Genomic DNA, 22,224 nt, shown 5'->3' with positions numbered 1-22,224 from the left:
GCAGCTTTAAGAAAAGGAGGGTCACCATGACCAAAACGATTATCTTAGCCTGCGTAGGTGGGCTGACCACTTCTATGTTGGTTGAACGCATCAACGAAACCATCCACAAGGATCAACTGGACTACTCTTTCTATTCAGTTGGGATTACCGGGATTAACAACCTCAAGAATATTGATGTCTTACTCCTCAGCCCACAATTAGCCTATTTAGAAGAAAAGGCTAAGGCTAATCTATCTGTCCCAGTAGGGGTCATTTCAGATTCAGACTTCGAATTAATGCAAGGGGAAGCGGTGCTCCGTCAGGCCGAAACCTTGATGGGCGTCAGCCATGAGTGAGGAAGTCCAAGCAACAAGCCCAAGTCAAGCCTTGATGCAGCTGATTCTCAAATCCTCTAAGGCCACCGGTCAAATCTTGGCCGCCATTCAGGCCGCCCAAGAGGGAGAAGCAGCGGCTAGTCAAGACTTGTTGACTCAAGCCCAAGCCCTCAATATTGAGGCGCATAACCTTCAGACGGGTCTAATTCAAGCAGAGCTTCAAGGCCAGGCAGCGCCTGTCAGCCTCTTAGCCGTTCATGCTCAGGATCACTTTATGAACAGCCACTTATTGGTGCAAGTTGCCGATATCCTGATTGGCCAAGCTCAGACCATCAAGACCCTAGAAGAAAAGTTAGAAAAATTGGAACAAAAAGTAGGTGAAATTGCATGAGTCATCCAGTCATATTAGAAATGAAAGGCATCGTCAAGAGCTTTGGCCCTGTCAAGGCGCTCAAGGGCGTCGATTTCGACTTACGGGCCGGCGAAGTGCATGCCTTAATGGGTGAAAATGGGGCTGGTAAGTCCACCCTCATGAAGGTCCTGACCGGGATTTACGGTGCCAACGAAGGCACCATCCTCTACCAAGGTAAGCCGGTTGCCTTCACTCGTCCTATTGATGCCATGGATGCTGGGATTGTCATCGTCCACCAAGAATTGAATATGATGAACCACCTCAGCGTGGCCCAAAATATTTTCATCGGACGAGAAAGTGTTAAGAATCACTTCTTCTTGGACGACGGTGCTAGCATTAAGAAGGCCAAGGAACTCTTTGACCTCTTGAAGCTAGATATTAACCCCTCAGAGAAAGTGGGCAACCTGACCGTTGGTAAGCAGCAAATGGTTGAAATTGCCAAAGCCTTGTCTATGGAAGCCAAGGTCATTGTCTTCGACGAACCAACGGCTGCCCTGACCGAATCCGAAATCAATGAGCTCTTCGTCATTATTGATGATTTACGGGCCAAAGGTGTCGGAATTATCTATATTTCCCACCGGATGGATGAAATCGCACGGATTACCGACCGCGTAACGGTCATGCGGGACGGGGAATATGTCGGGACCGTTAATACCAAAGACACGACCAAGGATGAAATTATCGCCATGATGGTTGGTCGGACTATTTATGAAGATCCAAAGGCTGCCTCAACGGTGGCAGCGGACGCGCCAGTGGTGCTCGAAGTAGAACATCTCAATGCTGGCTCCAGTGTCAAAGATGTCAGCTTCAAGTTACACAAGGGTGAAATCCTCGGCTTCTCTGGCCTCATGGGGGCAGGGCGTACCGAAGTAGCGCGGTTGCTCTTTGGTGCAGACCAAAAAGACAGCGGTACCATCCGCATCAAGGGCAAGGAAGTGACCATCAAGTCACCACAAGATGCCATTGCCAATGGGATTGGCTATCTGTCAGAAGACCGCAAGCGTTATGGCTGTATCGTGGATATGACCATCGCCAACAATACGGTCATGACTAACCTAGATGCCTACATTCACTCAGGCTTAATCAACGATGGGGAAATCGTCAAAGCCAGCGACCGCTTCGTCGCTTCCCTTAAGACCAAGACCCCATCCTCCAAGCAGCTGGTTCGCAACCTATCCGGGGGGAACCAACAAAAAGTCGTCATCGCTAAGTGGTTGGAACAGAACAGTGACATCCTGATCTTCGACGAACCAACCCGTGGGATTGACGTCGGGGCCAAGAGTGAAATCTACCGTCTCATGAATGATTTGGTTGCCCAAGGCAAATCCATCATTATGATTTCTTCAGAATTAACCGAAGTTTTGCGGATGAGTGACCGAATTGTCGTCATGTGCGAAGGCAGAAAAACCGGTGAGCTCGACATCAGCCAGGCAACCCAAGAACGGATTCTGGCCTTGGCGACTGACCGCTAGACTAGCAGATAGAGGTGTATAAGCATGAAAGATCAACAGTCCTTATGGATGAAACTAGAAAAAACAGTTGGCTTACAAAAGCTGATTGCGCTGATTGCCCTGATTGTCATCTTTGGCTTCTTCGCAATTTCCAGCGAATCCTTCCGCTCTTTTGATACAGCGGTCAGCATCTTAGATGCATCTTACTACATTGGGTTCCTAGCCATTGGGGTAACCTTCGTTATCATTACCTCAGGGATTGACTTATCAATTGGGACGGTGATGATGTGCTCGGCCATTATTGGTGGGGTCCTTCATACCAAACTAGGCTGGCCACTCTGGCTTTCACTTTTGGCAATCTTAGTGATAGGGGGTGTATTCGGTTTATTTAACGGGATTCTGATTGCCAAATTCGGTTTGCCACCATTTATTGCGACCTTAGGTACCATGATGATTTCACGGGGGCTTTCTTCCATCGTCTCCAACGTTCAGAGTGTGACCTTCCCTTTACGGGGTACAGGCGAAGGCTGGTACAAGGACTTGTTCCGAACCAAGGATAACTTCCCAACAGGTTTGATTGTCCTCATTATCATCGCCATCATCGCAGCCATTGTCCTTAATAAGACTAAGATCGGGCGTTATATCTTCGCCATCGGGTCTAACAAGGAAGCAACCCGCTTATCTGGGGTTAACGTCATTAAATGGGAAGCCATGGCTTATGTCATCAGTGGTCTCTTCGCAGGTCTAGCAGGGATTGCCTATGCAGCGACTTATTCTACTATCTTACCAGGTACCGGGAACGGGATGGAACTTGATGCCATCGCCGGTGTCGTGGTCGGTGGTACTTCCTTGGCCGGTGGGGTCGGGTCAGTACTTGGGACCATTATTGGGGTCTTCATTATGTCAGTCCTCAAGATTGGTTTGCCATATATCGACTTACAACCGCACTACCAATTATTCATTACTGGTTTCGTCGTGATTATCGCAGTCTACTCCGATATCTTGATTCGTCAAAACAAGAAAAAATAGGATCAAGGGGTCAGATGGCTATGGCCTAGTCATTATGAGGGATTGAGGTCATGGGTCACAACTCTAAAATACACATAAAAAAAGGAGCAACCTATTATGAAAAAGTCATTTAAACTTGCTGTCGCAGCTTTTGCATCCTTATTAACCTTAGGTGGCGTCTCCAGCACTGGCTTCGTTGCACATGCTGAAGAAACCCGCGTAGAAGTCATCGCCAAAGGTTTCCAACATGACTTCTGGAAAGCTGTTAACAAAGGGGCTGAAAAAGCTGCCAGCGAATTAGGTGCTAAGATCAACTTCGTTGGGCCACAAAACGAAACAGCTATTGCAGAACAATTGGAACAATTGAACAACGCCATTAACAAGAACCCTAAAGCCATTGCTTTAGCAGCCTTGGATACAGAAGCTGAATTAGATGCCATCAACATGGCGCTCAGCAAAAACATTCCAATCATTGGGTTTGACTCTGGGGTTCCAGGGGCACCAGAAGGGGCGATCAAGGCAACTGCTTCAACTGATAACCACGCAGCAGGTGGAAATGCGGCTGAACACCTCTTCCCAATGTTAGAAGGCAAGATCAAAGACAAACCAGTTCGTATTGGGGTTATCTCTCAAGAAGCCAACTCTCTCTCTATTACTCAACGTACTTCAGGTTTCATCGACAAGATGGTAGAACTCTTTGAGAAGAAGGGCGTTAAAGTAGCCGTTGTCGGTCACGATAAGTTCAAGAACGATGTAGCGGAAGCAGACGCCAAAGTCATTATCGAAGTACGGGTACCTGCTCAAGTAGACGATGCGGCTGGTAAGACAGAAGCTTCTACTGTCTTAGAAAAAGCAGACACCATCGCGATCTATGGTTCTAACGAATTTGCAGCTAAGGCCATCATCAACGCTAACGGTGGTTTCTCTGAATCTAAATTAGGGGCAGACAAGATCTTAGCAGTTGGTTTTGACTCTGGGGCCCTCCAACAAGATGCAATCCGTAAAGGTATTTTCGTTGGTTCTGTTACCCAAGACCCAATCCAAATCGGTTACCAAGCAGTGAAATTAGCAGTTGAAGCAGCTCAAGGTAAAGAAGTTAAAGACGTGGATACTGGGTCCAAGTGGTATGACGCTAAGAACATCGACTCTGATGAAATCAAAGCCCTCTTATATGAATAAGAAAACCATGTAAACTCTAGTGGAGGCGAATGCCATGACGCGCATGAAACTTTTGGCCATTGACCTGGGGGCGAGCTCAGGTCGCGTAATGCAAGCCATTTATGATGGACAGACCCTCCAACTCACTGAGGTGCACCGGTTCGCTAACGAACCGGTCAGCCTCAATGATGGCTTGTACTGGAATATTTTACACTTACAAAACGAAATCAAACGCGGCATCAAGACGGCGACCCAAGTCGATGATATTCCCATTCGTTCTATTTCGGTAGATACTTGGGGTGTCGACTATGCCTATTTGGATCAAGCGGGAGATATGATTTACCTGCCACACTGCTATCGTGATAACCGTATGGGTTCTTATGAAGCAGACTTCTATCAAGCCATGGCACCAGAAAAGCTCTTTGACTTGACGGGGGTACAGCCAGCGACCATTAACTCGGTCCTCCAACTCTATGCAGACTTGCAGGAAAAACCACATCTCAAGCAAATCGCCCAAAAAGTCCTCTTTATGCCGGATTTGATTAACTATCTACTCTGTGGGGTAGCGGCAACCGAATATACGATTGCTAGCACCTCAGGTTTGTTATCATCCAGTCACCCGGGGAGCTTCGAAGACAAGGTCTTAGACAGCTTCGGGATTCCAAAAGACTGGTTCGGGCAAGTGACCAAAGGCGGGCGCATCTTGCGCCAACTGTCGCCACGCATTACCCAAGAGCTCAAGATTGAGCCTTTTGACGTGATTGCAGGTGCGGGCCATGACACAGCGGCGGCTGTTCTGGCTATTCCTTATGCCAGCGACCAACCAACAGCCTTTATCTCTTGCGGGACCTGGTCCTTGGTAGGCTTGGAGTCGGATCAACCGGTCTTGAGTGCAGCTGCTTATAAAGCTGGCCTAACCAATGAAGGCTGCTTCGACGGTCGTTATCGTCTGCTTAAGAACACTACCGGCCTGTGGATTCTGCAAGAACTCCAACGTGACTGGCGCTTGCAAGGTGAGGAATTGTCCTTCGCTCAAATGGCCGAACTAGCCCAAGCAGTGACCGACAACCAAACCTGGATTAATCCAAATGATGCGATTTTTGCTTCGCCTCATGATATGGAAGCTAAGATTAAGGAACGTTGTCGTCTGACCAACCAAGCGGTTCCTCAAACCAAGGGACATGTGGTCAGAGTAGTATTAGAAAGTTTGGCCCTTGCTTATCGGCAGACCTTGGATCAGTTGGAGCAACTGACTGGCCAAAGCATCGACGCCATTCATATGGTGGGCGGCGGGATTCAAAATCGCTTGCTCTGTCAGTTAACGGCTAACTTCTCCGGGCGTCCTGTCCGGACGGGGCCAATTGAGGGCAGTGCCTTGGGCAATATCTTAGCTCAACTCTTGACCTTGGGTGAGATTAAGACCCGCCATGAGGCCCAAACCTTAATTAAAAACAGTGAAACAACACATGATTATGAGGTAGCGGACTTGCCTAATCGTGACCAAATCTATGCTCGCTACCTGGAATTGACGAAAGGTGGTCAATAAATGCTTAAACATATACCAGCCATTTTGAGTCCAGACTTAGTCAAATATTTGATGGAAATGGGTCATGGGGACGAATTAGTCATTGCGGACGCCAACTTCCCGGCTCATCGCTTGGGCCAACGCGTCATTCGCGCGGATGGTCATGGGGTTCCAGAACTCTTGGACGCCATTCTGACCCTCCTGCCTTTGGATCCTTACAGTGATTACCAAGCAGGTCTAATGCAGGTGGTGCCAGGGGACCCAACGGTTCCAGTCATTTGGGAGGACTACAAGGCCATCCTAGACCGTCAGACCCAAGACCAAGGCTATCAAATCAAAGAAATTGAGCGGTTTGCCTTCTATGAACAAGCCAAAGATGCTTATCTTGTTATCCAAAGCGGGGAGACCGCCCTATACGGCAATATCATTTTGAAAAAAGGCGTGCTCTAGCCACGTCAAAAATTGCAATAGGAGTGAACAATTATGTCAACATTTTATGTACCAGCTATTAACTTAATCGGTAAAGGGGTGATTAATGAAGTTGGTTCTTACGTCAAAGAATTAGGCTACAAGAAAGCTCTCTTAGTAACGGATACCTTCATTGCTTCTAGCGATATCTTACCTAAGGTGACTAAACCTTTAGATGCAGAAGGAATCAACTATGTAGTCTTCTCAGATGTTGATCCTAACCCTTCATGTAAGAATGTCTTGGATGGTCTCAAGGCCTTGCAAGAAAACAACTGCGACTTCATCATCTCACTCGGTGGCGGTTCACCACAAGACGCAGCTAGCTGTATCTCGGTTATGGCAACCAATGGTGGTAAGCCTCAAGACTACGAAGGTTTGCACAAATCAGCTAAGAAAGGTTTGCCAGTTGTTGCCATTAATACAACAGCTGGGACTTCTGCTGAAATTACCATTAACTATGTCATTACCGACGAAGAACGTAAGGTTAAAATGGTCATGGTTGACAAGAATAGTTTGGCGCTGATTTCTGTTAACGACCCTGAATTAATGGTATCTAAACCAGCAGCTCTAACGGCTGCAACTGGTATGGATGCCTTGACTCACGCGGTAGAAGCCTTGGTAACACCGGGTGCTTATGGCGTCACCAAGAAACTCTCAATCGGGGCAATCGAATTGATCAAGGAATTCTTGCCACGAGCAGTCAAGGATGGACATGATATCGAAGCCCGTGAAGGCATGGTAAACGCTATCTTCTTAGGTGGTATGGCCTTCAACAACGCTGGTTTAGGTTATGTCCACTCAATGGCTCACCAACTAGGGGCAGTTTATCATTTACCACACGGTGTCTGCTGTGCCATGTTATTACCAGTAATCGAACGTGAAAATGCTAAGCGCGTACCAGCTGCCTTCCGTGATGTGGCCAAGGCTTTAGGTTTACAAGTTGAAGGCAAGTCAGACCAAGAGTGTGCTGATTATGCCATTAGCGAAATCGAAAAATTGTCTGAAACAGTGGGGATTCCTAAGAAGTTAACCGAATTAGGGATTGAAGAAAAAGACTTTGACTTCGAATATCTATCCAAGAATGCCATGATTGATGCCTGCGCACCAGGTAATCCATTCACCCCAACCTTGGAAGAAACCATTGCCTTCTATAAGGAACTCTTCTAGGACCTAACTAGATAAAGATTGACAAGCACCCCATGGCCAAGTTGGGGTGCTTGTTTTAGTTTAGGGGGGGCTTATAACTATTGCCTATAACACATGCTAGATTTTTCGTCTAACAGCATAGCTTGACCCTGGCTTGGGACTTAGGTATAGTGAAAACATAGGAAACACGTTGAAGAGAAGAGTAGGGATCAATCCTTGTCTAGAGAGCTTGTAGCGGGTGGAAGCAAGCCTAGGATCTCCTTACAAATGGTCTCAGAGTGGGCGCTTGGCTTAAACCAACGCACGGGGGCACCCGTTACCATGGCAGAGTCCTAGCGGACTCACAGAGGCCTTGTCGGTGACGGCAGGGTGAATGAAGGTGGTACCACGAGTGACGCTCGTCCTTTTCCCTAGGGGAGGACGGGCTTTTTTTGTCTTCTCCCGTCAAAAATCAGCCATCAAAAGGAGAATCACATATGTCCATTAAAAGTTTTGCCAAGAAAGTTACCCTTACCACACTCGCTGCCCTTAGCTTATTTGGTGCGGCCCTGCCTGCATCTGCTGCGACTAAGGTCACGGTCAGCAGTATTGGCTCTGACTACGATGTCTGGAAGTTCATTGCTGAGTCAGAAGAAGCTAAGAAAGCAGGTTTAGAGATTGAGGTCAAAGAAATTGATGGGGGCTTGCCACTTAACAAGTCTGTAGCGGATGGTATCGTGGATGCCAATGCCTTCCAATCTTTGGGCTACTTAGATGCCTTCAACAAGGAATCCGACAATGCTTTGGTACCGATTGGGACAACCTATATCGAGCCAATGGGGATTTATTCTAAGAAATACAAGAAGATTGATGAAGTCAAGGAAGGGGCTGTGGTGGCCTTGGCTGATAACCCAGCCAACACCACTCGAGCTTTGCGCTTGCTTGAATCAGCTGGGCTAATCAAGCTCAAACCTGACTTTGATGATGGCGTGGGGACACCCGATGATGTCATTGAAAACCCTAAGAAGCTAGAATTCAAGTTAATTGATGACACCACAGCGGTTCGTGTCTTAGACGATGTGGACCTCTCCATTATCGGGAACACCATTGCTTTGGAAGGTGGCCTTAACGTTCTTAAGGATGCCATCTACAAGGAAGAAATCAACGATTCAACCAAGTCACGCATTAACGTTATCGCCGTCAAGAAAGGCCGCGAAAAAGACGAGAATCTACTTAAACTAGTGGAACTCTACCACACTCCTAAGGTCCAAGAATTCATCAAGGAAAAGTTCCAGGGGACCAAGGTAGAAGTGAAAAAAGACATTAAAGATGTCTGGAAGGAAGCTGAATAATGAAAGTAGCCATCGTAGCCGCCATGCAGGAAGAGTTGGCGCCTTTCCGCCAACATTTTGGGGCCAAGCAGCTAGTCTTTGAACAGGCTAAGACTCGCATAGAAGCAGTCAACCCACCTGAAGGAACCGGGATTAGTCAGCTTTACTTGGTAGAGTCTGGTATTGGTAAGGCTAATGCTGCCGCCTGCGCTGCCTGGCTCTTAAGCCAAGTAGGGCCAGACCTAGTCATCAATACTGGATCGACGGGGTGTTTTGAGCCAAGCGTGGCCTTAGGTGACGTAGTCATAAGTGACCGTTTTGTCTATAGCGATGTGGATGCCACAGGCTTCAATTACGCTTGGGGGCAGGTCCCACAAATGCCGGCTGATTACCCGGTCGCAGCTGACTTGCTGACTAATCTGCTGGCTCATTTCCAAGAGGCAGGCAAGTCCTATCAGGTTCATGTAGGCACTATTGCGACGTCAGATTCTTTTATGAGCGATCCTCAGAGGGTAGCGGAAATCCTGGAACGGCAACCGGGCCTCCTAGCTTCTGATATGGAAAGTGCCGCCCTAGCTCAGGTTCTAGTAAGTTCAGCTTGTCAGGTTCTCAACATTCGGGGCATCTCAGATCACGTTGGCGCACATGCTCCTCAACTTTTCAAGGATAGTCTGGCGCTAGCTGCTCAGAACGCTTTTGATGCGGTGCTGACCGTCCTAACACAAATAATTTAAGAAAAATTGCGGGGCAGATAGCCCCGTTTTTTTGTAGGCATTATTTGTATGTATAAATGCTATATTCCTTGCTTTTATTGGGAACTATGAGAGAAAAATAGTGAGAAAAAACTGTGAGTATGTGGCACTAATTCACGATTCACTTGTCCATACTATTACTATCGTCACAATATCATAACAATCTACCAAAATTAGTAGCGAATATTGCGTTTGGAATTTTAATATAAGCTATTGGAAATGCCGTTTTGATGGTGTATAATGAGTTGTCGATAGAATTTTTTGTTCGTAATAATTCTGAAAGAAAGGAAGGATTTAATGAAATTGACAAGTCAGTTCGTGCGTAAGTTTTACCAGCTGATGGCAGTAGTCCTCTTAGTTTTAGGCGCGCTTTTTCCAACAGTGGTTACTTATGCACAAGAAGTAAGCACTGAGGATAGCACTACGACCCCTATCGTAGCTCCAGCAAACTCAGAAGAAAGCAAAGTGGAGGAGGTGACTCCAAGTCCAGCGCCAGACAACCAAGAACCTGCAGTTCCAGCCCAGGAAGAATCCAGTCAGGAATCTAGCAGTGAGTCAGGTTCTACAAAATTGCGTTCTGCGGAAGTTAACGGTGTCTTGAAAATGACCCTTAACAACAACACAGGGACCGATGCTAAGTACACGACCAGTTCCCACGTTGGGGAAGTATCAGTCGATGGATCAGGACTCAATGATACCTTAGAGGGTGCCTTTGTTGAGATTCGCGTACCAGCCAAGTATGTTGAAACAATGGCAGCGACTGCGGGTGGTATTGCCAAAGAAGCAGGTGTCTTAACTCAAGATGGTGAGAACTATGTTTTAACAGTTGCGCTTAATAATATTGAGCGGACTACATCAGGTTCTTTCCCCTTCAGTATTAAATTTAAGGATCGCCTGACGCCAGATGGTTATAGCGTCCAACCGCGAGTAGCCGTTCGGCAAGCAGACCGTCGAGTGGTTGCGGGCCCATCCTCTGACTTGACCTTTAATGTCAAAGCAGATAAACCGCAACTCCAAAAGTTGGTTAAAGCTAATACCTTGGACATGTTCGTCCAACAAGATATCTATGGTGGGGAAACTGATGGTGGGGACTATCTTAATGATAAAGCCTCTGACGTGCCATTCTATTTCTTCCTATCTCCTCAAGGCATTACCAACCAAACTATCCAAGAATATCGGGCTAATCAGACCTATCGTTCCTATGAGACCATTGTCATCAAGGATACCTTGCCTACCTATGAGGGTGTCGGTGGTCAAACGCTGACAGCTACCTTCGACCCAGCCAAAAACCCAGGTTGGACCAACAATGGTGATGGCACGGTTTCTTATACTGTAACCAACCCAGACCCAGCTTCTGGTGGGGCAGAGACAACCTTACGGAATGTTCGTCTACGCTTGTCATTCCCTAATGCTAAGTTTAAAAATGGTAATAAGCAAATCGTCCACAGTAATAATGTAGAATTGACCATGACCCCTTACCAAAAAGGGCCGTCAGAACCCGATACTGTCTTGACAGACGATGTGCCTTTCACCTTGACCAGTGAATTAGTTCCTGCGGGGATGTTCCGGAAGATTGCCAATAATAGTGGTCGGATTCGCTTGCAGCCTCAGGCTAACCACTTAGTGGAGGCTTTCTGGAGCTTAGCCTTCCGGAATACTTCGGCTCTGCCTGTATCGCAACTAGTAATGGAAGATACTCAATTAGATGAACGTATGTATCCATATAGCTTGACCGTTAGTGGAACTTTGAACATCCCACTAGACATTTATGCGGTGGCTGAAGATGGTAGTGAAACTTATATCGATACCCTATCGCGTACCAAACGTTCCATTGAGAACATTGATGCCCAAGCTTGGGCCCAAGTCCAAGAACAGGTAGCCAAGGTTCAAAGTGGCGAAATTGAAGATACTCAAGCCGTAGCTGCTACTCGTAAATATAAGGGGATTCGGATTAAGCTGCCTGCCGGTCAGAAACACATGCCAACCACAGGCTTTGCTTTGCAATACCGGACTCGTCTCTTAGATCCTTATAATACTAAGGCCCTGACAGAGAATAAGTTCTATAACAACGTAGCTACCCTAGATATCGCTTTAGAGACGGAAGACGGCTCTGAAGTCAAACCAAAGCAATTAAGTGCTAACGCCCGGATGTTGGCTGATACATTGGAAGAAACCGTACAATTCAACAAGACTACTACCGTAAACCAAACGGGGACCTTAGGTGAGCGAGTTGTCTATCGCCTAGTCTTCTCTAACTTCGTAGTGTCACCAGCACGTGCCTACCGCAATGCTAAGTTCATTGATATCCTGCCTCAAGGGGTGACCTTTAAGAGTGCTACTGAAGAATTAGCGGCAGACAAGGGCAAGATTAAGAATGTTGAAGTCGTTGAGAACTATAATGGCTCAGGTCGTACCGCCGTCATTATTGACCTAGGAACTATTCCGGCCTTCTCTGATGTTAAGCCTAACTTCCCAATTTTAGTGGAAGGGACTATCAATGAAGGGGCTATTCCAACCAAAATTCAAACACCTACTAATAATGAAGATAACCATGCTTACTTTATTTCTGATGAGTATGATCCACTTCCAGATGGGGTAAAATCAACAACATTAGTAGATAATAAGTTCAATATTCAAGTTGATGGTAAGACACCGGCTCAGTTAGTGGGGGCTACTTCAAAAACTACGGTTAACCTTCCATCTGAAATTGCTTCTACCAAGTACATCCGTAAGGCAGGCCAAAGCTTCCATACAAACCCAGTCTTAACCGATTATGATGAAGCTTTTGATTATCGCTTGCAGACTCGGAACTTCTCTGTCTTACCGATGAAACACTTTGTCTTGTATGACCGTCTACCATATAGCGGGGATGTTAATACAAGTAAATTCTCTAACCTGCTTACAGGACCACTCAATGTTCCTGCCAAGTACACTGTCTACTACCACACTGCGGCTGACATGACTAAGAATGCAGCACAAGAAGTAGGGCGTGACGGCTGGATGACGGAAGATCAAGTAGCTGATTTTACCCAAGTAACAGCTATTAAGATTGTCTTGAACCAAGGCCAAGTGGTTGAGCCAGGCGAAATCATTAACTTCGATGTGCCAATGAAGGCGCCAGCTTATACTAATGGCTACATTAATCGTGAGAAGGCAACTAACTTCTTCTCTACTAACCGGGACGCGAATGACCTGACCAGCTTTGGTGATACCAATGCGGTAGTCAACCAATTGCCTCACTATATCCCGGTTGCCAAGAAGTGGATTAATGATAAGAACCTAGACCAAGTAGTTTTTGAACTCTTCCGTAAAACTAGCCCACGAGATGTCTTGGCTACCTTGACCCTCAATGAAGCCAATAATTGGCAAGGAGTCTTCAAGCGTCTAGCAAATGGTGAGCTCTTAGACCCTGAGGTTCCAGACTACGATGTCCGTGAGGTTCTACCAGAACGATATGGCCTCGATTATACTGTTATGTCAATTAATGATCCAAGTAATCCTGCTGAAGGTGAAGATGAGCATACTTATACCATTATCAATGAACGTAAGGTACGCACCTACTATGTTAAGAAGGAATGGGAAGATGATAATAACCGTCTAGGCAAACGGAAGCCGATTAAGGTGCAACTCAAGCAAGACGGCCAAAATTATCGTGACCCACTCGACATTACTGAAAATGATAAGTGGCAAATTAGCATTCCAGATGTACCTTCAGTTAATAATGGACGTCCTTATATCTATAGTGCCGACGAAGTAGAAGTGCCCGCGGGTTACTATAAGGAAGTTAAATCTGAAGGAAATACGACGGTTATTACTAATAAATTGCCAATTCCAAGCGGAAAAGACGTAACCTCTGAAGGTGTTCAAGGAGCTAGCCAAACCGGCACGCCGACCTACACGCCAGGGACCGTCACTATCGATGGAAGTCCCGTTACAGTCGATTTGAAGCCTAACAGTTACCGTTTAGTTGTAGGGGGTCAAGTGATTGAGCAGACGACTACACCGGCCATGAAGAATGGTCAAGAAGTCGGGACCTACACTCTTGATCAAGCAAGTGGCAAAGTGACCTTCCAACCGAAGAAAGACTTTACCGGCCAGCCTGACCCAGTAACTGTCCAGGTAGAAGATGAAAATGGTACGCCAGCCACCGCAACCTACACACCAAATGTCCTAGCCGTTAAACCAAGCGCACAGGATGCAGAAACAACTGATATTCAAGGCAAAGAACAAGTAGGGCAATTAACCTTTACCCCAGGGACGACCGCAGTAGATGGCCATGATTATACTGTGCCTATTGCGGCTAACTCTCTCCAATTCTTGGTAGATGGTCAAGCTTCAACTGAGACCACCATCCCTGCCAAAGATGCTAACGGTAAAGAAATTGGGACCTACACACTCAACCAAAATGGTCAGGTAACCTTCCAACCTAATAAGGACTTTGTAGGTGACCCAGTACCAGTTCAAGTCCAAGCTAAGGATGAGAACGGAACGCCTGCAGTGGCAACTTACACTCCACATGTTACAGGTGTAAAACCAGTCGGGGCACCTGCGACCTCAACCGGTATTCGTGGCGCTAGCCAAAGCAAGCAAGTAACCTTCCAACCAGGCCATGCAGATGTGCCAATGGATGATCAGGTGCCTGCTAAACTTAAGGATGCCCAAGGTCAATTGGTCGAAAGCCTCAAGGTAGAAAACCAAGGGACTTACACTGTGGCAGCTGATGGAACGGTTACTTTCCTTCCTGAGAAGAACTTCGTGGGTCAAGCTAAAGCCGTGACCGTCGTCCGTGTGGATAAGAACGGAACGCCAGCTGAAGCGACCTACACCCCAACCGTTGTCGATGCAACCCCAACTTCAGCAAACGCTGAAACCACTGATATACAAGGCCAAGTCCAAGAAGGGACCGTAAGCTTTGCACCAGGCCAAGCACAAATTGATGGCCAAGCTGTCACTGTACCATTGGTAGAGAACAGTCTAGTCTTTGTAGTTGACGGTCAAGTAGTTCAAGAAAAAGAAATTGATGCCAAGGATACCGATGGTAAAACGATCGGGACCTACAAGCTCAACTCTGAGACAGGTCAAGTGACCTTCACGCCGCATAAGGATTATGTTGGCACACCAGTTCCAGCAACTATCCAAGCGCATGACACTAATGATGTGACAGTCACCGCCACCTACCAACCACATGTAACGGGCGTGACGCCTTCTGGTAAGGACGTTACCTCAAGTGGCCTCCAAGGGGCTAGCCAAACTGGTCAACCTGTCTTTACGCCAGGGGATGCCAAGGTGCCAATCACCATTAACGATCAGCAACCTGCACAATTCTATGTTGGTGGCCAAGCAGTGACTGAAACCAGCCTGCCAGCTACTAAGGATGGCAAAGAAGTCGGAACCTACACCTTAGATCCTAAGACAGGTCAAGTAACCTTCCAACCTAAAGCTGATTTCGTGGGGACACCAGATCCTGTGACAGTTCAAGTTAAGGATGCCAACGGGACCCCAGCAAGAGCTAACTACACGCCAACCGTCTTGCCAACTAGCCGTCAAGGCCTTGACAAGGTAAGTCAAGATATCCAAGGTAAGGCTCAAACTGGCCAACCAGAATTCACCTATAATCCAGATCCTAACAATGGTGGGGCGGATCAAGCTATCCAAGTTTCTGCTCAAAACCCAGCCAAATTTGTGGTTGATGGCGCAGCCACAGATGCTAGCCAAATCGATGCCAAGGACAAGGATGGCAAGGTTATCGGGACCTATAAGCTCACTCCTGAGACAGGCTTGATTACCTTCCAACCAAACAAGGATTTTGTAGGGACAGCTCAACCAGCTACCATCCAAGTGCTAGATCCTAACGGGGTAGCCGTTTCCGCTACTTACACACCAACCGTGACACCAGTCACTCCAACAGGAACTAGCGTCACTTCAGAAGGCTTGCAAGGTCAAGCCCAAACAGGTACGCCAAGCTTTGAAGCGGGCCATGCAGATGTGCCAATCACCATTAATGATGAGCAACCTGCTCGCTTGGTAGATCCTACAACAGGTCAAGCAGTCAATGAAACTAGCTTACCAGCTGTCAAAGACGGCAAGACCGTGGGGACCTACACCATTGATCCTAAGACTGGGACCGTCACTTTCCAACCTAACAAGGACTTTGTTGGTACTCCAGATCCAATCCAAGTGGAGGTCAAAGATGCTAACGGCACGCCAGCCAAGGCAAGCTACATCCCAACCGTTACAGCCGTTGTGCCTCGTGGTGACAATCAAACCACAACCGACATTCAAGGTAAGACCCAATCTGCTACCCTCGTCTTTACACCAGGGTCAGACAAGGTGCCAATGGATGACACGGTAGCCGCTACTTTCGAAGATGGTTCTACTGAGAAGAAGGTAGAAGGGCAAGGAACTTACACGGTTGCCAAAGATGGCACTGTGACCTTCGTGCCTGAAAAATCCTTCGTCGGGACAGCAGACCCAGTCACTGTCAAACGCCAAGACGTCAACGGGACGGTGGCCACTGCTACTTATACCCCAATCGTTACGGCGGTAACGCCAAGTGGAAGTCCAGCAACTTCAAGTGGCTTACAAGGGGCAAGTCAAACTGGCACCCCAAGCTTTACGCCAGGCCACCCTGATGTGCCAATCAAGATTGATGCAGATCAACCTGCTCAATTTGTCCTAGCAGGTAAAGCAGTGACTGAAACTAGCGTTCCAGCTACTAAGGATGGGCAAGAAGTCGGGACCTACACCTTAGACCCACTGACTGGCACGGTCACCTTCCAACCTAAGAAAGACTTCGTAGGAGTTCCAGATCCAGTCACTGTTCAAGCCAAAGACGCGAACGGTACCCCAGCGACCGCTACTTACACGCCAAGTGTAACGGGCGTAACGCCAAGTGGTAACCAAGTAGAAAGCTATGGCCTCAAGGGTCAGATTCAAACGGGCAAGCCAAGCTTCACGCCTGGTAACAGCCAAGTGCCAATTGATATGGATGTGGACCCAACCTTCGAAGACGGCAGCAAGAGAGTGACCCTTAAGGGCCAAGGATCTTATGTCCTAGCCAATGATGGGACGGTTACCTTCCTGCCAGAACCAGATTTTGTTGGGACAGCGACCTCAATTGTGGTGGTTCGCGTTGATACTAATGGGACTCCAGCTAAGGGGACTTACACACCACACGTCTTAGACATCGTACCAAATCACGCTAAATCGGAAGACGTGCAAGGCAAGACTCAGTCTGCTACGGTAGGTGCGACTGACCAAACAAGCGGTCAAGACCTTGTGCCAAGTGCTAGTCGCCCAGCTCGTTTGATAGATCCATTTACCAAAGAAGCAACAGATGCCACAACGGTGCCGGCTCTAGACGACAATGGAAAAGAAATTGGTAGCTATACATTAAACCCATTAACTGGTCACGTGACCTTCCAACCAAATGAAGATTTCGTAGGCCAACCACAAGGGGCTGCGGTAGTCTTCCAACATGAATCAGGAGTTAGCGTAATTGCGCGTTATCAACCATATGTAACGCCAAATCCAGACTCAAATGATTCAGGCTCTAGTGTCAGCGAGCAATCTGCTGATGCAAGTGAACCAAATGAGCGTGGCAAGCGCCTAGGCAAGCACTTGCCTAAGACCGGGGAAAGCAATGACTTCTTCTGGTTAGCAACTGGCTTTATGACATTAGCATTGACTCTTGTTTTCTTAGGACGCAAGGTTAAAGCTGAAAACTAGAACTTCCAATAGGAAGTAAGTAGTCAAATAGTGCGAGCCCCTTTCCTGATTTCCAGGAAAGGGGCTCGCTTTTTTGTATGTAAAAAGTCCTAGAAGGACTTGCTAGGTTAGCAACCAAGTTACTAGCGTGGACCTGTCGGCTTGCAGGGACACAATTAGCTGGTTGTTTAAGTAGACAAGTCCTTCTAGGACTATTAGGCAATATTAAATCGAAGTGCTTCTTAATCAAAACTATGATGAGCTTGAATGTGTGCCAAGAGTGCTTGGCAACCACGATAGATTTCAGTAAAGGCTGTATCAAAGTCTTCTGTGTACCAAGGGTCTGCAATCTGAGTTTCTTCTCCAGCATAGTGCAAGAGCATATTGACTTCACCACTAGGGCGAGCGCCAATCAGATAATTGATAGCCCGTAAATTGGGCTCATCCATACCGATGATGTAATCAGCTTTGATGTCTTCGAGATCTAGTTGTCGCGCAACATGTTTTGGAGTAGGAATCCCTAAGGCTTTTAGGCGCTCATTGGCATCTTCATGAATCGTTTTGCCAATTTCCCAAGGACTAGTTGCAGCAGAATCGATTGTTATTTGGTCGCTTAGACCGGCTTCTGCCACCAAGTGGCTGAAGATTGCTTCTGCCATTGGTGAACGGCAGATATTACCCAAGCAAACAAATATAACTTTAACCATAAATATCTCCTTTTTACATTTGTAAGTAAATTTCGAGGGGATTTATTTGGTTTTGTCCATCTTGTCGACCTAAGTTGTAGAGTGACTCCAAAACGGCGATGTCACTTTCAAATCTACCAACTTTAAGGTGGCTAGATGGGCGAATGGCGAATAGTTCGCCTTGTGCTTCCAAGCATTCAATCTGCTCTAGGATCTGATTATAGTGGCTATTACGCTGTTTAAGAGCTTGGACCAAGGCAGGGAAGCGGTGGTAGAACATTGAATAAAATGGATTTGAGTGAGTAGCTTTACGATAAGTAGCGGGTCTGGTAAGGACCACAATTAATTTATCAAGACCCAGTTGGCGCGCGTAATGGACTGGGATGCTATCACTAATACCACCGTCGAGATAGGCACCGCCACTTAAATAAGGGCTAGCATCTAACTGAATCATTTTAGAGACGAAGGGTAGGGCGGAACTAGCTCTGAGGACTTCCATTTGGCTAAATACATCCTCAACTAGGGCGTATTCGGCTCTCCCACTGGCTACATGGGTGACAACCGCGTGAAAACGGGTCTTAGAAGCCTTAAAGCGCTCGTTATCGAAAGGATCCAGGGTCATAGGGACTTGGTAGTAGGCAAAGTCCTTGTTAACATAGTTACCAGTCTTGAGCCAAGAGCTTAGACTCATATAACGTTTGTCGCCAAGATAGCGTCGATTATAACGCCATGCCCGACCAATTTGACCACTGACATAGTTGGCCCCAAAGAGGGCTCCTGCTGATACAGCCACGATCTCATCTACAGGAATCTGGGCTGTCATTAAACTATCTAGGACACCGGCCGTGTATAAACCGCGCATCCCGCCACCTTCGAAGACCATGCCTATCCGCATATTCTTCCTCCTTTACGGAAGGTGCCACCATCTTGCTTAGGGACAAAACATGACACTCCTACGAGCCTAAAGTGATTCATGTCACTATTGTATAATAAATTGATTCAGAAATAAAGCGACTTTTCTGAAAAACAGTAGACATTATGTTTCAATTGTGTTATATTTAAATTAAGTTAGCTCCTGACTTAATTAATCTTTCTGTTTAATGCTAGTAAGGGTCTGGCTTAATCTTATCCTTAAATAAAGTTAATACCTAACTTTATAGGTCAAAAGAGGTTAGAGAATGGTAAAACGAAAGAAGTTAGAGAATGTGACGTCCCTTGGCATCGTCTTTGGGACTTTCGCCCCGCTACACGTTGGGCATATTGATATTATTAACCAGGCCAAGCGCCACAATGATGGGGTTCTAACCATCGTGTCAGGTTATGATGGGGACCGAGGGGATCTAATCGGGCTGAGTCTACGCAAGAGATTTCGTTATACGCGTGAGACTTTCCGCTATGATGACTTGGTCATTGTCGATAAGCTAGATGAGAATCATATTCCAGTCTATCCTAATGGTTGGGTAGAGTGGCTAGCCAAGCTCGATGAGTCCATTGCCCAGTATGTGACCTTCAGTGGCTCAGCTAAGATTGTGGTCTATTGTGGCGAGACAGAGTACAAGGATAAGATTAATGAACTGCGACCTGACTGGGAAGTAGTCCTGGTAGACCGTTCCATAATTAAGATTTCAGGGACCATGATTCGAAATAATCCTCGTGCCCATTGGCATCAGATTGCCAAGCCGTTCCGTCGTTTCTTCTCAACCAACGTTCTGATTGCAGGCTCTGCTTCCAACGGTAAGACGACCTTGGCGCGGGATTTATCACGTCTCTTCGGTTGCCCTTGGTCGCCGGAGTATGCCCGTGAGTACCAGGAACGTTACAATGTCTTAGATGATGAATTGGACAAGAACGACTACACCTATCTCTTTACCGGTCAGTTCCGTCAGACTTCGGACCTGATTGATTCGCCAGCTAACAATGGCTTAATTATCGCCGATACCAACTCGACCATTACCATGGCCTATGCAGAGTACTACCTAAAGGACAGTCTGTCTGAGGAAGATTTCCAAGCCTTGACAGACGTCTACCAGTCCATGATTGAGAAAGAAAAATGGGACAAAATCTTTGTCGTCCTACCACAATCGAACTATGTGGACGATGGAGTTCGGGATATGACCATGTCGGATGAAGAAACCCGCGATGCTTTCACATCCTTAACTATTCAACTTTTTGAAGAAGCGGGATTGGCTGACAAGATTGTCTACTTGGGTAATCCTAATCCAGGCCAGACCTTCTTCGAGAGTCTCTACGAAACAGCCAAAATTGAAATTGCAAGCCTATTGAATCAGGAGGTATAGAACATGTCAATTGTTGAAAATTTTAAGACCAAGTGGACCAAACTCCACGATTACTGCACATCAGGCTATAAGGTAACGGGGCGCAACCTCAAAACCTTGGCCGGTGACACGAAGAAATTAGGCTTTGCTGGCGTAGTTAAGGCCATCTATGAGGACTTAGTAGTGGGCCGTACTCAACTGGAGTGGGCTTACTTAATCATTATGTCCATTGTGCCGATTATTGTTGCTTTGCGCGACCCAGATTCAACCTTGCTAGGCTTTATCGCCTCTATTACAGGGGTTATTAACGTTATTTTGGTAGCTGAGGGCCGTAAATCCAACTACTTCTTTGGTGTCATTACGACCAGTATTTACTTATTCTTAGCTATCGGTAATGGATTCTATGGAGAGGTTTTAACTAATGCCTACTTCGTAGTTATGCAACCGATTGGCCTTTATGTCTGGCTTATGGCAGACCGTAAGCGTCGAGAACAAACCCATCAAGTGGAAGACACACCTACTAATGTCAAGTCCCGTCGCATGAGCTTGGTTGACTGGATTATTGCTTTAGCTCAAACTGCCATTGTTTGGCTACTTATGGGCTTAGCTTACAAATCTATCGGTGCTAATCGACCATTCCGTGATTCTGTGACTGATGGGACCAATGTGGTGGGGCAGAAGTTAATGACCGAGCTCTATGCCGAACAATGGCTCTTCTGGATTGCTACCAATCTCTTCTCCATTTACCTCTGGTGGGGCACTGATGGCTCCGTCGATATTGTGGTCATGTACCTGCTCTTCACAGTAAACAGTATTGTCGGCATGTATCGCTGGATTCAACAAGCTCAGACCAATCAATAAGGAGGGACTTCATGCCTGAATTTAAGGACCCTCAAGCCGAAAAGCACTATTATGAGACTGAGGCCAGCCAGGAAGAATTTTTGACCTGGTACCAAAAACAGGAATTTCCCAACTATCCCAAACCAGCCTTAACGGTAGACAATGTGATCTTACGTTGGTATCAGGCCGACCAAGAGGAGGCGCCCCAACTACAATTGCTCTTAATCAAGCGTAAGGCCCATCCTTTCTTGGGTCACTATGCCTTGCCAGGTGGCTTTGTCGAACCGGACGAAGACACCACGCAGGCTACCATTCGTGAGGTGCTAGAGGAAACCCATATTGCCTTGGACCCGCTGCGAATTGAGCAGTTGGAGACCTTTGCCAGTCCAGGTCGTGATCCACGCGCCTGGGTGGTCTCGGTGGCTCATATCGTCTACCTGCCCTATGATAGCGGCCAGGAGGCGGTGGCAGGGGATGATGCTAGCGCCATTTGCTGGGCTAATCTCTCGGTGACCGAGTCAGGAGCCCTTTTGCTAGTGGATAGTGAGAGTCAAGATTTCATTCGGGACTTGGCCTTCGACCATGAGTTGATTATCACCAAAGCGGTGAGACGCCTATCCAATAAGTTGGAGTACCATCCGACGGTTCTATCGCTTCTGCCAAGCACCTTCACCATTAAGGATGTGCGGGCCATCTTCGATGTCTTCAATCATCCCCAATTCCGCCATGTGGGCATGACGGCCTTCCGATTGCGTCAGGAGAAGTATCTGACCTTCCTGGAATTTGGCCATGCGGGTGCCGGTAAACGGGGGCGTAGTCATAAAACCTACACCTATCAACTCAATCCATTTTATTAGTAAGAAAAGACTGCCTGAGGCGGTCTTTTTTTTGTGTCTTCTTCTTGCTAGAAAGAGGCGATTAGAGTAGAATAAGCCTATGTGAAAGGATGGGAGAGCTAGCTATGAAGAAACTAAGCCTAAATTTGCGGGTTAGCCATATTTTTGGGGTACGATTTTTGTCCCTTCTAGTTTTGCTGCTAGTCTTTATGTCCTTAGTAGGCTGGGGGCTACTTTCCCTATATGAGCTCTCCCCCAAAAGCTGGCAGCCAGTCTTAAGCGTATGTTTCTATCTTGCCTGGCCCTTTATCTCGGCTCCTCTGGTTCGGTGGTCT

General features: G+C 47.0%; 16 protein-coding genes and 1 other annotated feature. Of the genes, 14 read left to right on the top strand and 2 right to left on the bottom strand.

The features are described from left to right. Positions 1–26: 26 nt before the first annotated feature. The 11 genes from Q0339_RS01340 to Q0339_RS01290 all read left to right on the top strand — a co-directional run bounded on the left by Q0339_RS01340 (position 27) and on the right by Q0339_RS01290 (position 17,272). Positions 27–335, top strand: a complete 309-nt coding sequence (locus tag Q0339_RS01340) for a PTS Lactose/Cellobiose specific IIB subunit (RefSeq protein WP_023391013.1) — start codon at positions 27–29, stop codon at positions 333–335. Next, on the top strand, positions 328–705 hold the full coding sequence (locus Q0339_RS01335; protein ID WP_298076975.1) for a PTS lactose/cellobiose transporter subunit IIA: 378 nt from the start codon (positions 328–330) through the stop codon (positions 703–705). The genes Q0339_RS01340 and Q0339_RS01335 overlap by 8 nt, the downstream gene beginning before the upstream one ends. Continuing rightward, positions 702–2,198 (top strand): sugar ABC transporter ATP-binding protein, encoded by a 1,497-nt coding sequence (locus Q0339_RS01330; RefSeq protein ID WP_298076974.1) that lies wholly within the window; start codon positions 702–704, stop codon positions 2,196–2,198. The genes Q0339_RS01335 and Q0339_RS01330 overlap by 4 nt, the downstream gene beginning before the upstream one ends. A gap of 24 nt (positions 2,199–2,222) precedes the next feature. Next, positions 2,223–3,206: an ABC transporter permease gene (locus tag Q0339_RS01325; protein WP_023391016.1), complete on the top strand. Its 984-nt coding sequence runs from the start codon at positions 2,223–2,225 to the stop codon at positions 3,204–3,206. 96 nt (positions 3,207–3,302) lie between these two features. Continuing rightward, a complete protein-coding gene (locus Q0339_RS01320; RefSeq protein ID WP_298076973.1) occupies positions 3,303–4,364 on the top strand; it encodes an ABC transporter substrate-binding protein in 1,062 nt (353 codons plus the stop codon). A gap of 34 nt (positions 4,365–4,398) precedes the next feature. Continuing rightward, on the top strand, positions 4,399–5,889 hold the full coding sequence (locus tag Q0339_RS01315; protein ID WP_298076972.1) for a rhamnulokinase family protein: 1,491 nt from the start codon (positions 4,399–4,401) through the stop codon (positions 5,887–5,889). Further along, positions 5,890–6,318, top strand: coding sequence for an RbsD/FucU domain-containing protein (locus tag Q0339_RS01310; protein ID WP_291454007.1), 429 nt, complete (start codon positions 5,890–5,892; stop codon positions 6,316–6,318). It abuts the gene before it with no gap. 33 nt (positions 6,319–6,351) lie between these two features. Further along, positions 6,352–7,503, top strand: coding sequence for an iron-containing alcohol dehydrogenase (locus tag Q0339_RS01305; RefSeq protein ID WP_291431945.1), 1,152 nt, complete (start codon positions 6,352–6,354; stop codon positions 7,501–7,503). 160 nt (positions 7,504–7,663) lie between these two features. After that, positions 7,664–7,891 (top strand) — a binding site (T-box leader). A 67-nt stretch (positions 7,892–7,958) separates the two neighbouring features. Further along, entirely contained in the window at positions 7,959–8,813 is an 855-nt protein-coding gene (locus Q0339_RS01300; RefSeq protein ID WP_298076971.1) for a MetQ/NlpA family ABC transporter substrate-binding protein, read from the top strand. Beyond that, positions 8,813–9,526, top strand: a complete 714-nt coding sequence (mtnN, locus tag Q0339_RS01295; protein WP_298076968.1) for a 5'-methylthioadenosine/S-adenosylhomocysteine nucleosidase — start codon at positions 8,813–8,815, stop codon at positions 9,524–9,526. Before Q0339_RS01300 ends, mtnN begins: the two co-directional genes overlap by 1 nt. Before the next feature lie 315 nt (positions 9,527–9,841). Then, positions 9,842–17,272 carry a Cna B-type domain-containing protein gene (locus Q0339_RS01290; RefSeq protein ID WP_298076967.1) on the top strand — a complete coding sequence of 2,477 codons (7,431 nt, stop codon included), beginning with the start codon at positions 9,842–9,844 and terminating at the stop codon, positions 17,270–17,272. Positions 17,273–17,493: 221 nt separating this feature from the next. On the opposite strand, the gene Q0339_RS01285 is transcribed toward Q0339_RS01290, so the two are convergent. Further along, entirely contained in the window at positions 17,494–17,958 is a 465-nt protein-coding gene (locus tag Q0339_RS01285; protein ID WP_298076966.1) for a low molecular weight protein-tyrosine-phosphatase, read from the bottom strand. 13 nt (positions 17,959–17,971) lie between these two features. Then, positions 17,972–18,832 carry a patatin family protein gene (locus Q0339_RS01280; protein WP_298076965.1) on the bottom strand — a complete coding sequence of 287 codons (861 nt, stop codon included), beginning with the start codon at positions 18,830–18,832 and terminating at the stop codon, positions 17,972–17,974. 283 nt (positions 18,833–19,115) lie between these two features. On the opposite strand from Q0339_RS01280, the gene Q0339_RS01275 reads away from it, so the two are divergent. The 3 genes from Q0339_RS01275 to Q0339_RS01265 are packed head-to-tail and all read left to right on the top strand — an operon-like array spanning position 19,116 to position 21,910. Beyond that, positions 19,116–20,234 carry an AAA family ATPase gene (locus Q0339_RS01275; RefSeq protein ID WP_298076963.1) on the top strand — a complete coding sequence of 373 codons (1,119 nt, stop codon included), beginning with the start codon at positions 19,116–19,118 and terminating at the stop codon, positions 20,232–20,234. A gap of 3 nt (positions 20,235–20,237) precedes the next feature. Further along, positions 20,238–21,074 (top strand): nicotinamide riboside transporter PnuC, encoded by an 837-nt coding sequence (pnuC, locus tag Q0339_RS01270; protein ID WP_298076961.1) that lies wholly within the window; start codon positions 20,238–20,240, stop codon positions 21,072–21,074. Positions 21,075–21,085: 11 nt separating this feature from the next. Further along, positions 21,086–21,910, top strand: a complete 825-nt coding sequence (locus Q0339_RS01265) for an NUDIX hydrolase (protein WP_298076960.1) — start codon at positions 21,086–21,088, stop codon at positions 21,908–21,910. Positions 21,911–22,224 lie beyond the last annotated feature (314 nt).

Source organism: uncultured Abiotrophia sp. (genome assembly GCF_938010525.1).
Taxonomy (GTDB): Bacteria; Bacillota; Bacilli; order Lactobacillales; family Aerococcaceae; genus Abiotrophia.
The sequence above is the reverse complement of the archived record's forward strand: the minus strand, read 5'-3'. Positions and strand labels throughout refer to the sequence as shown.

What these genes read in the sequence shown, in the direction of transcription:
- Q0339_RS01340 (WP_023391013.1), top strand. Translation starts at nt 27, where the DNA reads ATGACCAAAACGATTATCTTAGCCTGCGTAGGTGGGCTGACCACTTCT.
- Q0339_RS01335 (WP_298076975.1), top strand. Translation starts at nt 328, where the DNA reads ATGAGTGAGGAAGTCCAAGCAACAAGCCCAAGTCAAGCCTTGATGCAG.
- Q0339_RS01330 (WP_298076974.1), top strand. Translation starts at nt 702, where the DNA reads ATGAGTCATCCAGTCATATTAGAAATGAAAGGCATCGTCAAGAGCTTT.
- Q0339_RS01325 (WP_023391016.1), top strand. Translation starts at nt 2,223, where the DNA reads ATGAAAGATCAACAGTCCTTATGGATGAAACTAGAAAAAACAGTTGGC.
- Q0339_RS01320 (WP_298076973.1), top strand. Translation starts at nt 3,303, where the DNA reads ATGAAAAAGTCATTTAAACTTGCTGTCGCAGCTTTTGCATCCTTATTA.
- Q0339_RS01315 (WP_298076972.1), top strand. Translation starts at nt 4,399, where the DNA reads ATGACGCGCATGAAACTTTTGGCCATTGACCTGGGGGCGAGCTCAGGT.
- Q0339_RS01310 (WP_291454007.1), top strand. Translation starts at nt 5,890, where the DNA reads ATGCTTAAACATATACCAGCCATTTTGAGTCCAGACTTAGTCAAATAT.
- Q0339_RS01305 (WP_291431945.1), top strand. Translation starts at nt 6,352, where the DNA reads ATGTCAACATTTTATGTACCAGCTATTAACTTAATCGGTAAAGGGGTG.
- Q0339_RS01300 (WP_298076971.1), top strand. Translation starts at nt 7,959, where the DNA reads ATGTCCATTAAAAGTTTTGCCAAGAAAGTTACCCTTACCACACTCGCT.
- mtnN (WP_298076968.1), top strand. Translation starts at nt 8,813, where the DNA reads ATGAAAGTAGCCATCGTAGCCGCCATGCAGGAAGAGTTGGCGCCTTTC.
- Q0339_RS01290 (WP_298076967.1), top strand. Translation starts at nt 9,842, where the DNA reads ATGAAATTGACAAGTCAGTTCGTGCGTAAGTTTTACCAGCTGATGGCA.
- Q0339_RS01285 (WP_298076966.1), bottom strand. Translation starts at nt 17,958, where the DNA reads ATGGTTAAAGTTATATTTGTTTGCTTGGGTAATATCTGCCGTTCACCA.
- Q0339_RS01280 (WP_298076965.1), bottom strand. Translation starts at nt 18,832, where the DNA reads ATGCGGATAGGCATGGTCTTCGAAGGTGGCGGGATGCGCGGTTTATAC.
- Q0339_RS01275 (WP_298076963.1), top strand. Translation starts at nt 19,116, where the DNA reads ATGGTAAAACGAAAGAAGTTAGAGAATGTGACGTCCCTTGGCATCGTC.
- pnuC (WP_298076961.1), top strand. Translation starts at nt 20,238, where the DNA reads ATGTCAATTGTTGAAAATTTTAAGACCAAGTGGACCAAACTCCACGAT.
- Q0339_RS01265 (WP_298076960.1), top strand. Translation starts at nt 21,086, where the DNA reads ATGCCTGAATTTAAGGACCCTCAAGCCGAAAAGCACTATTATGAGACT.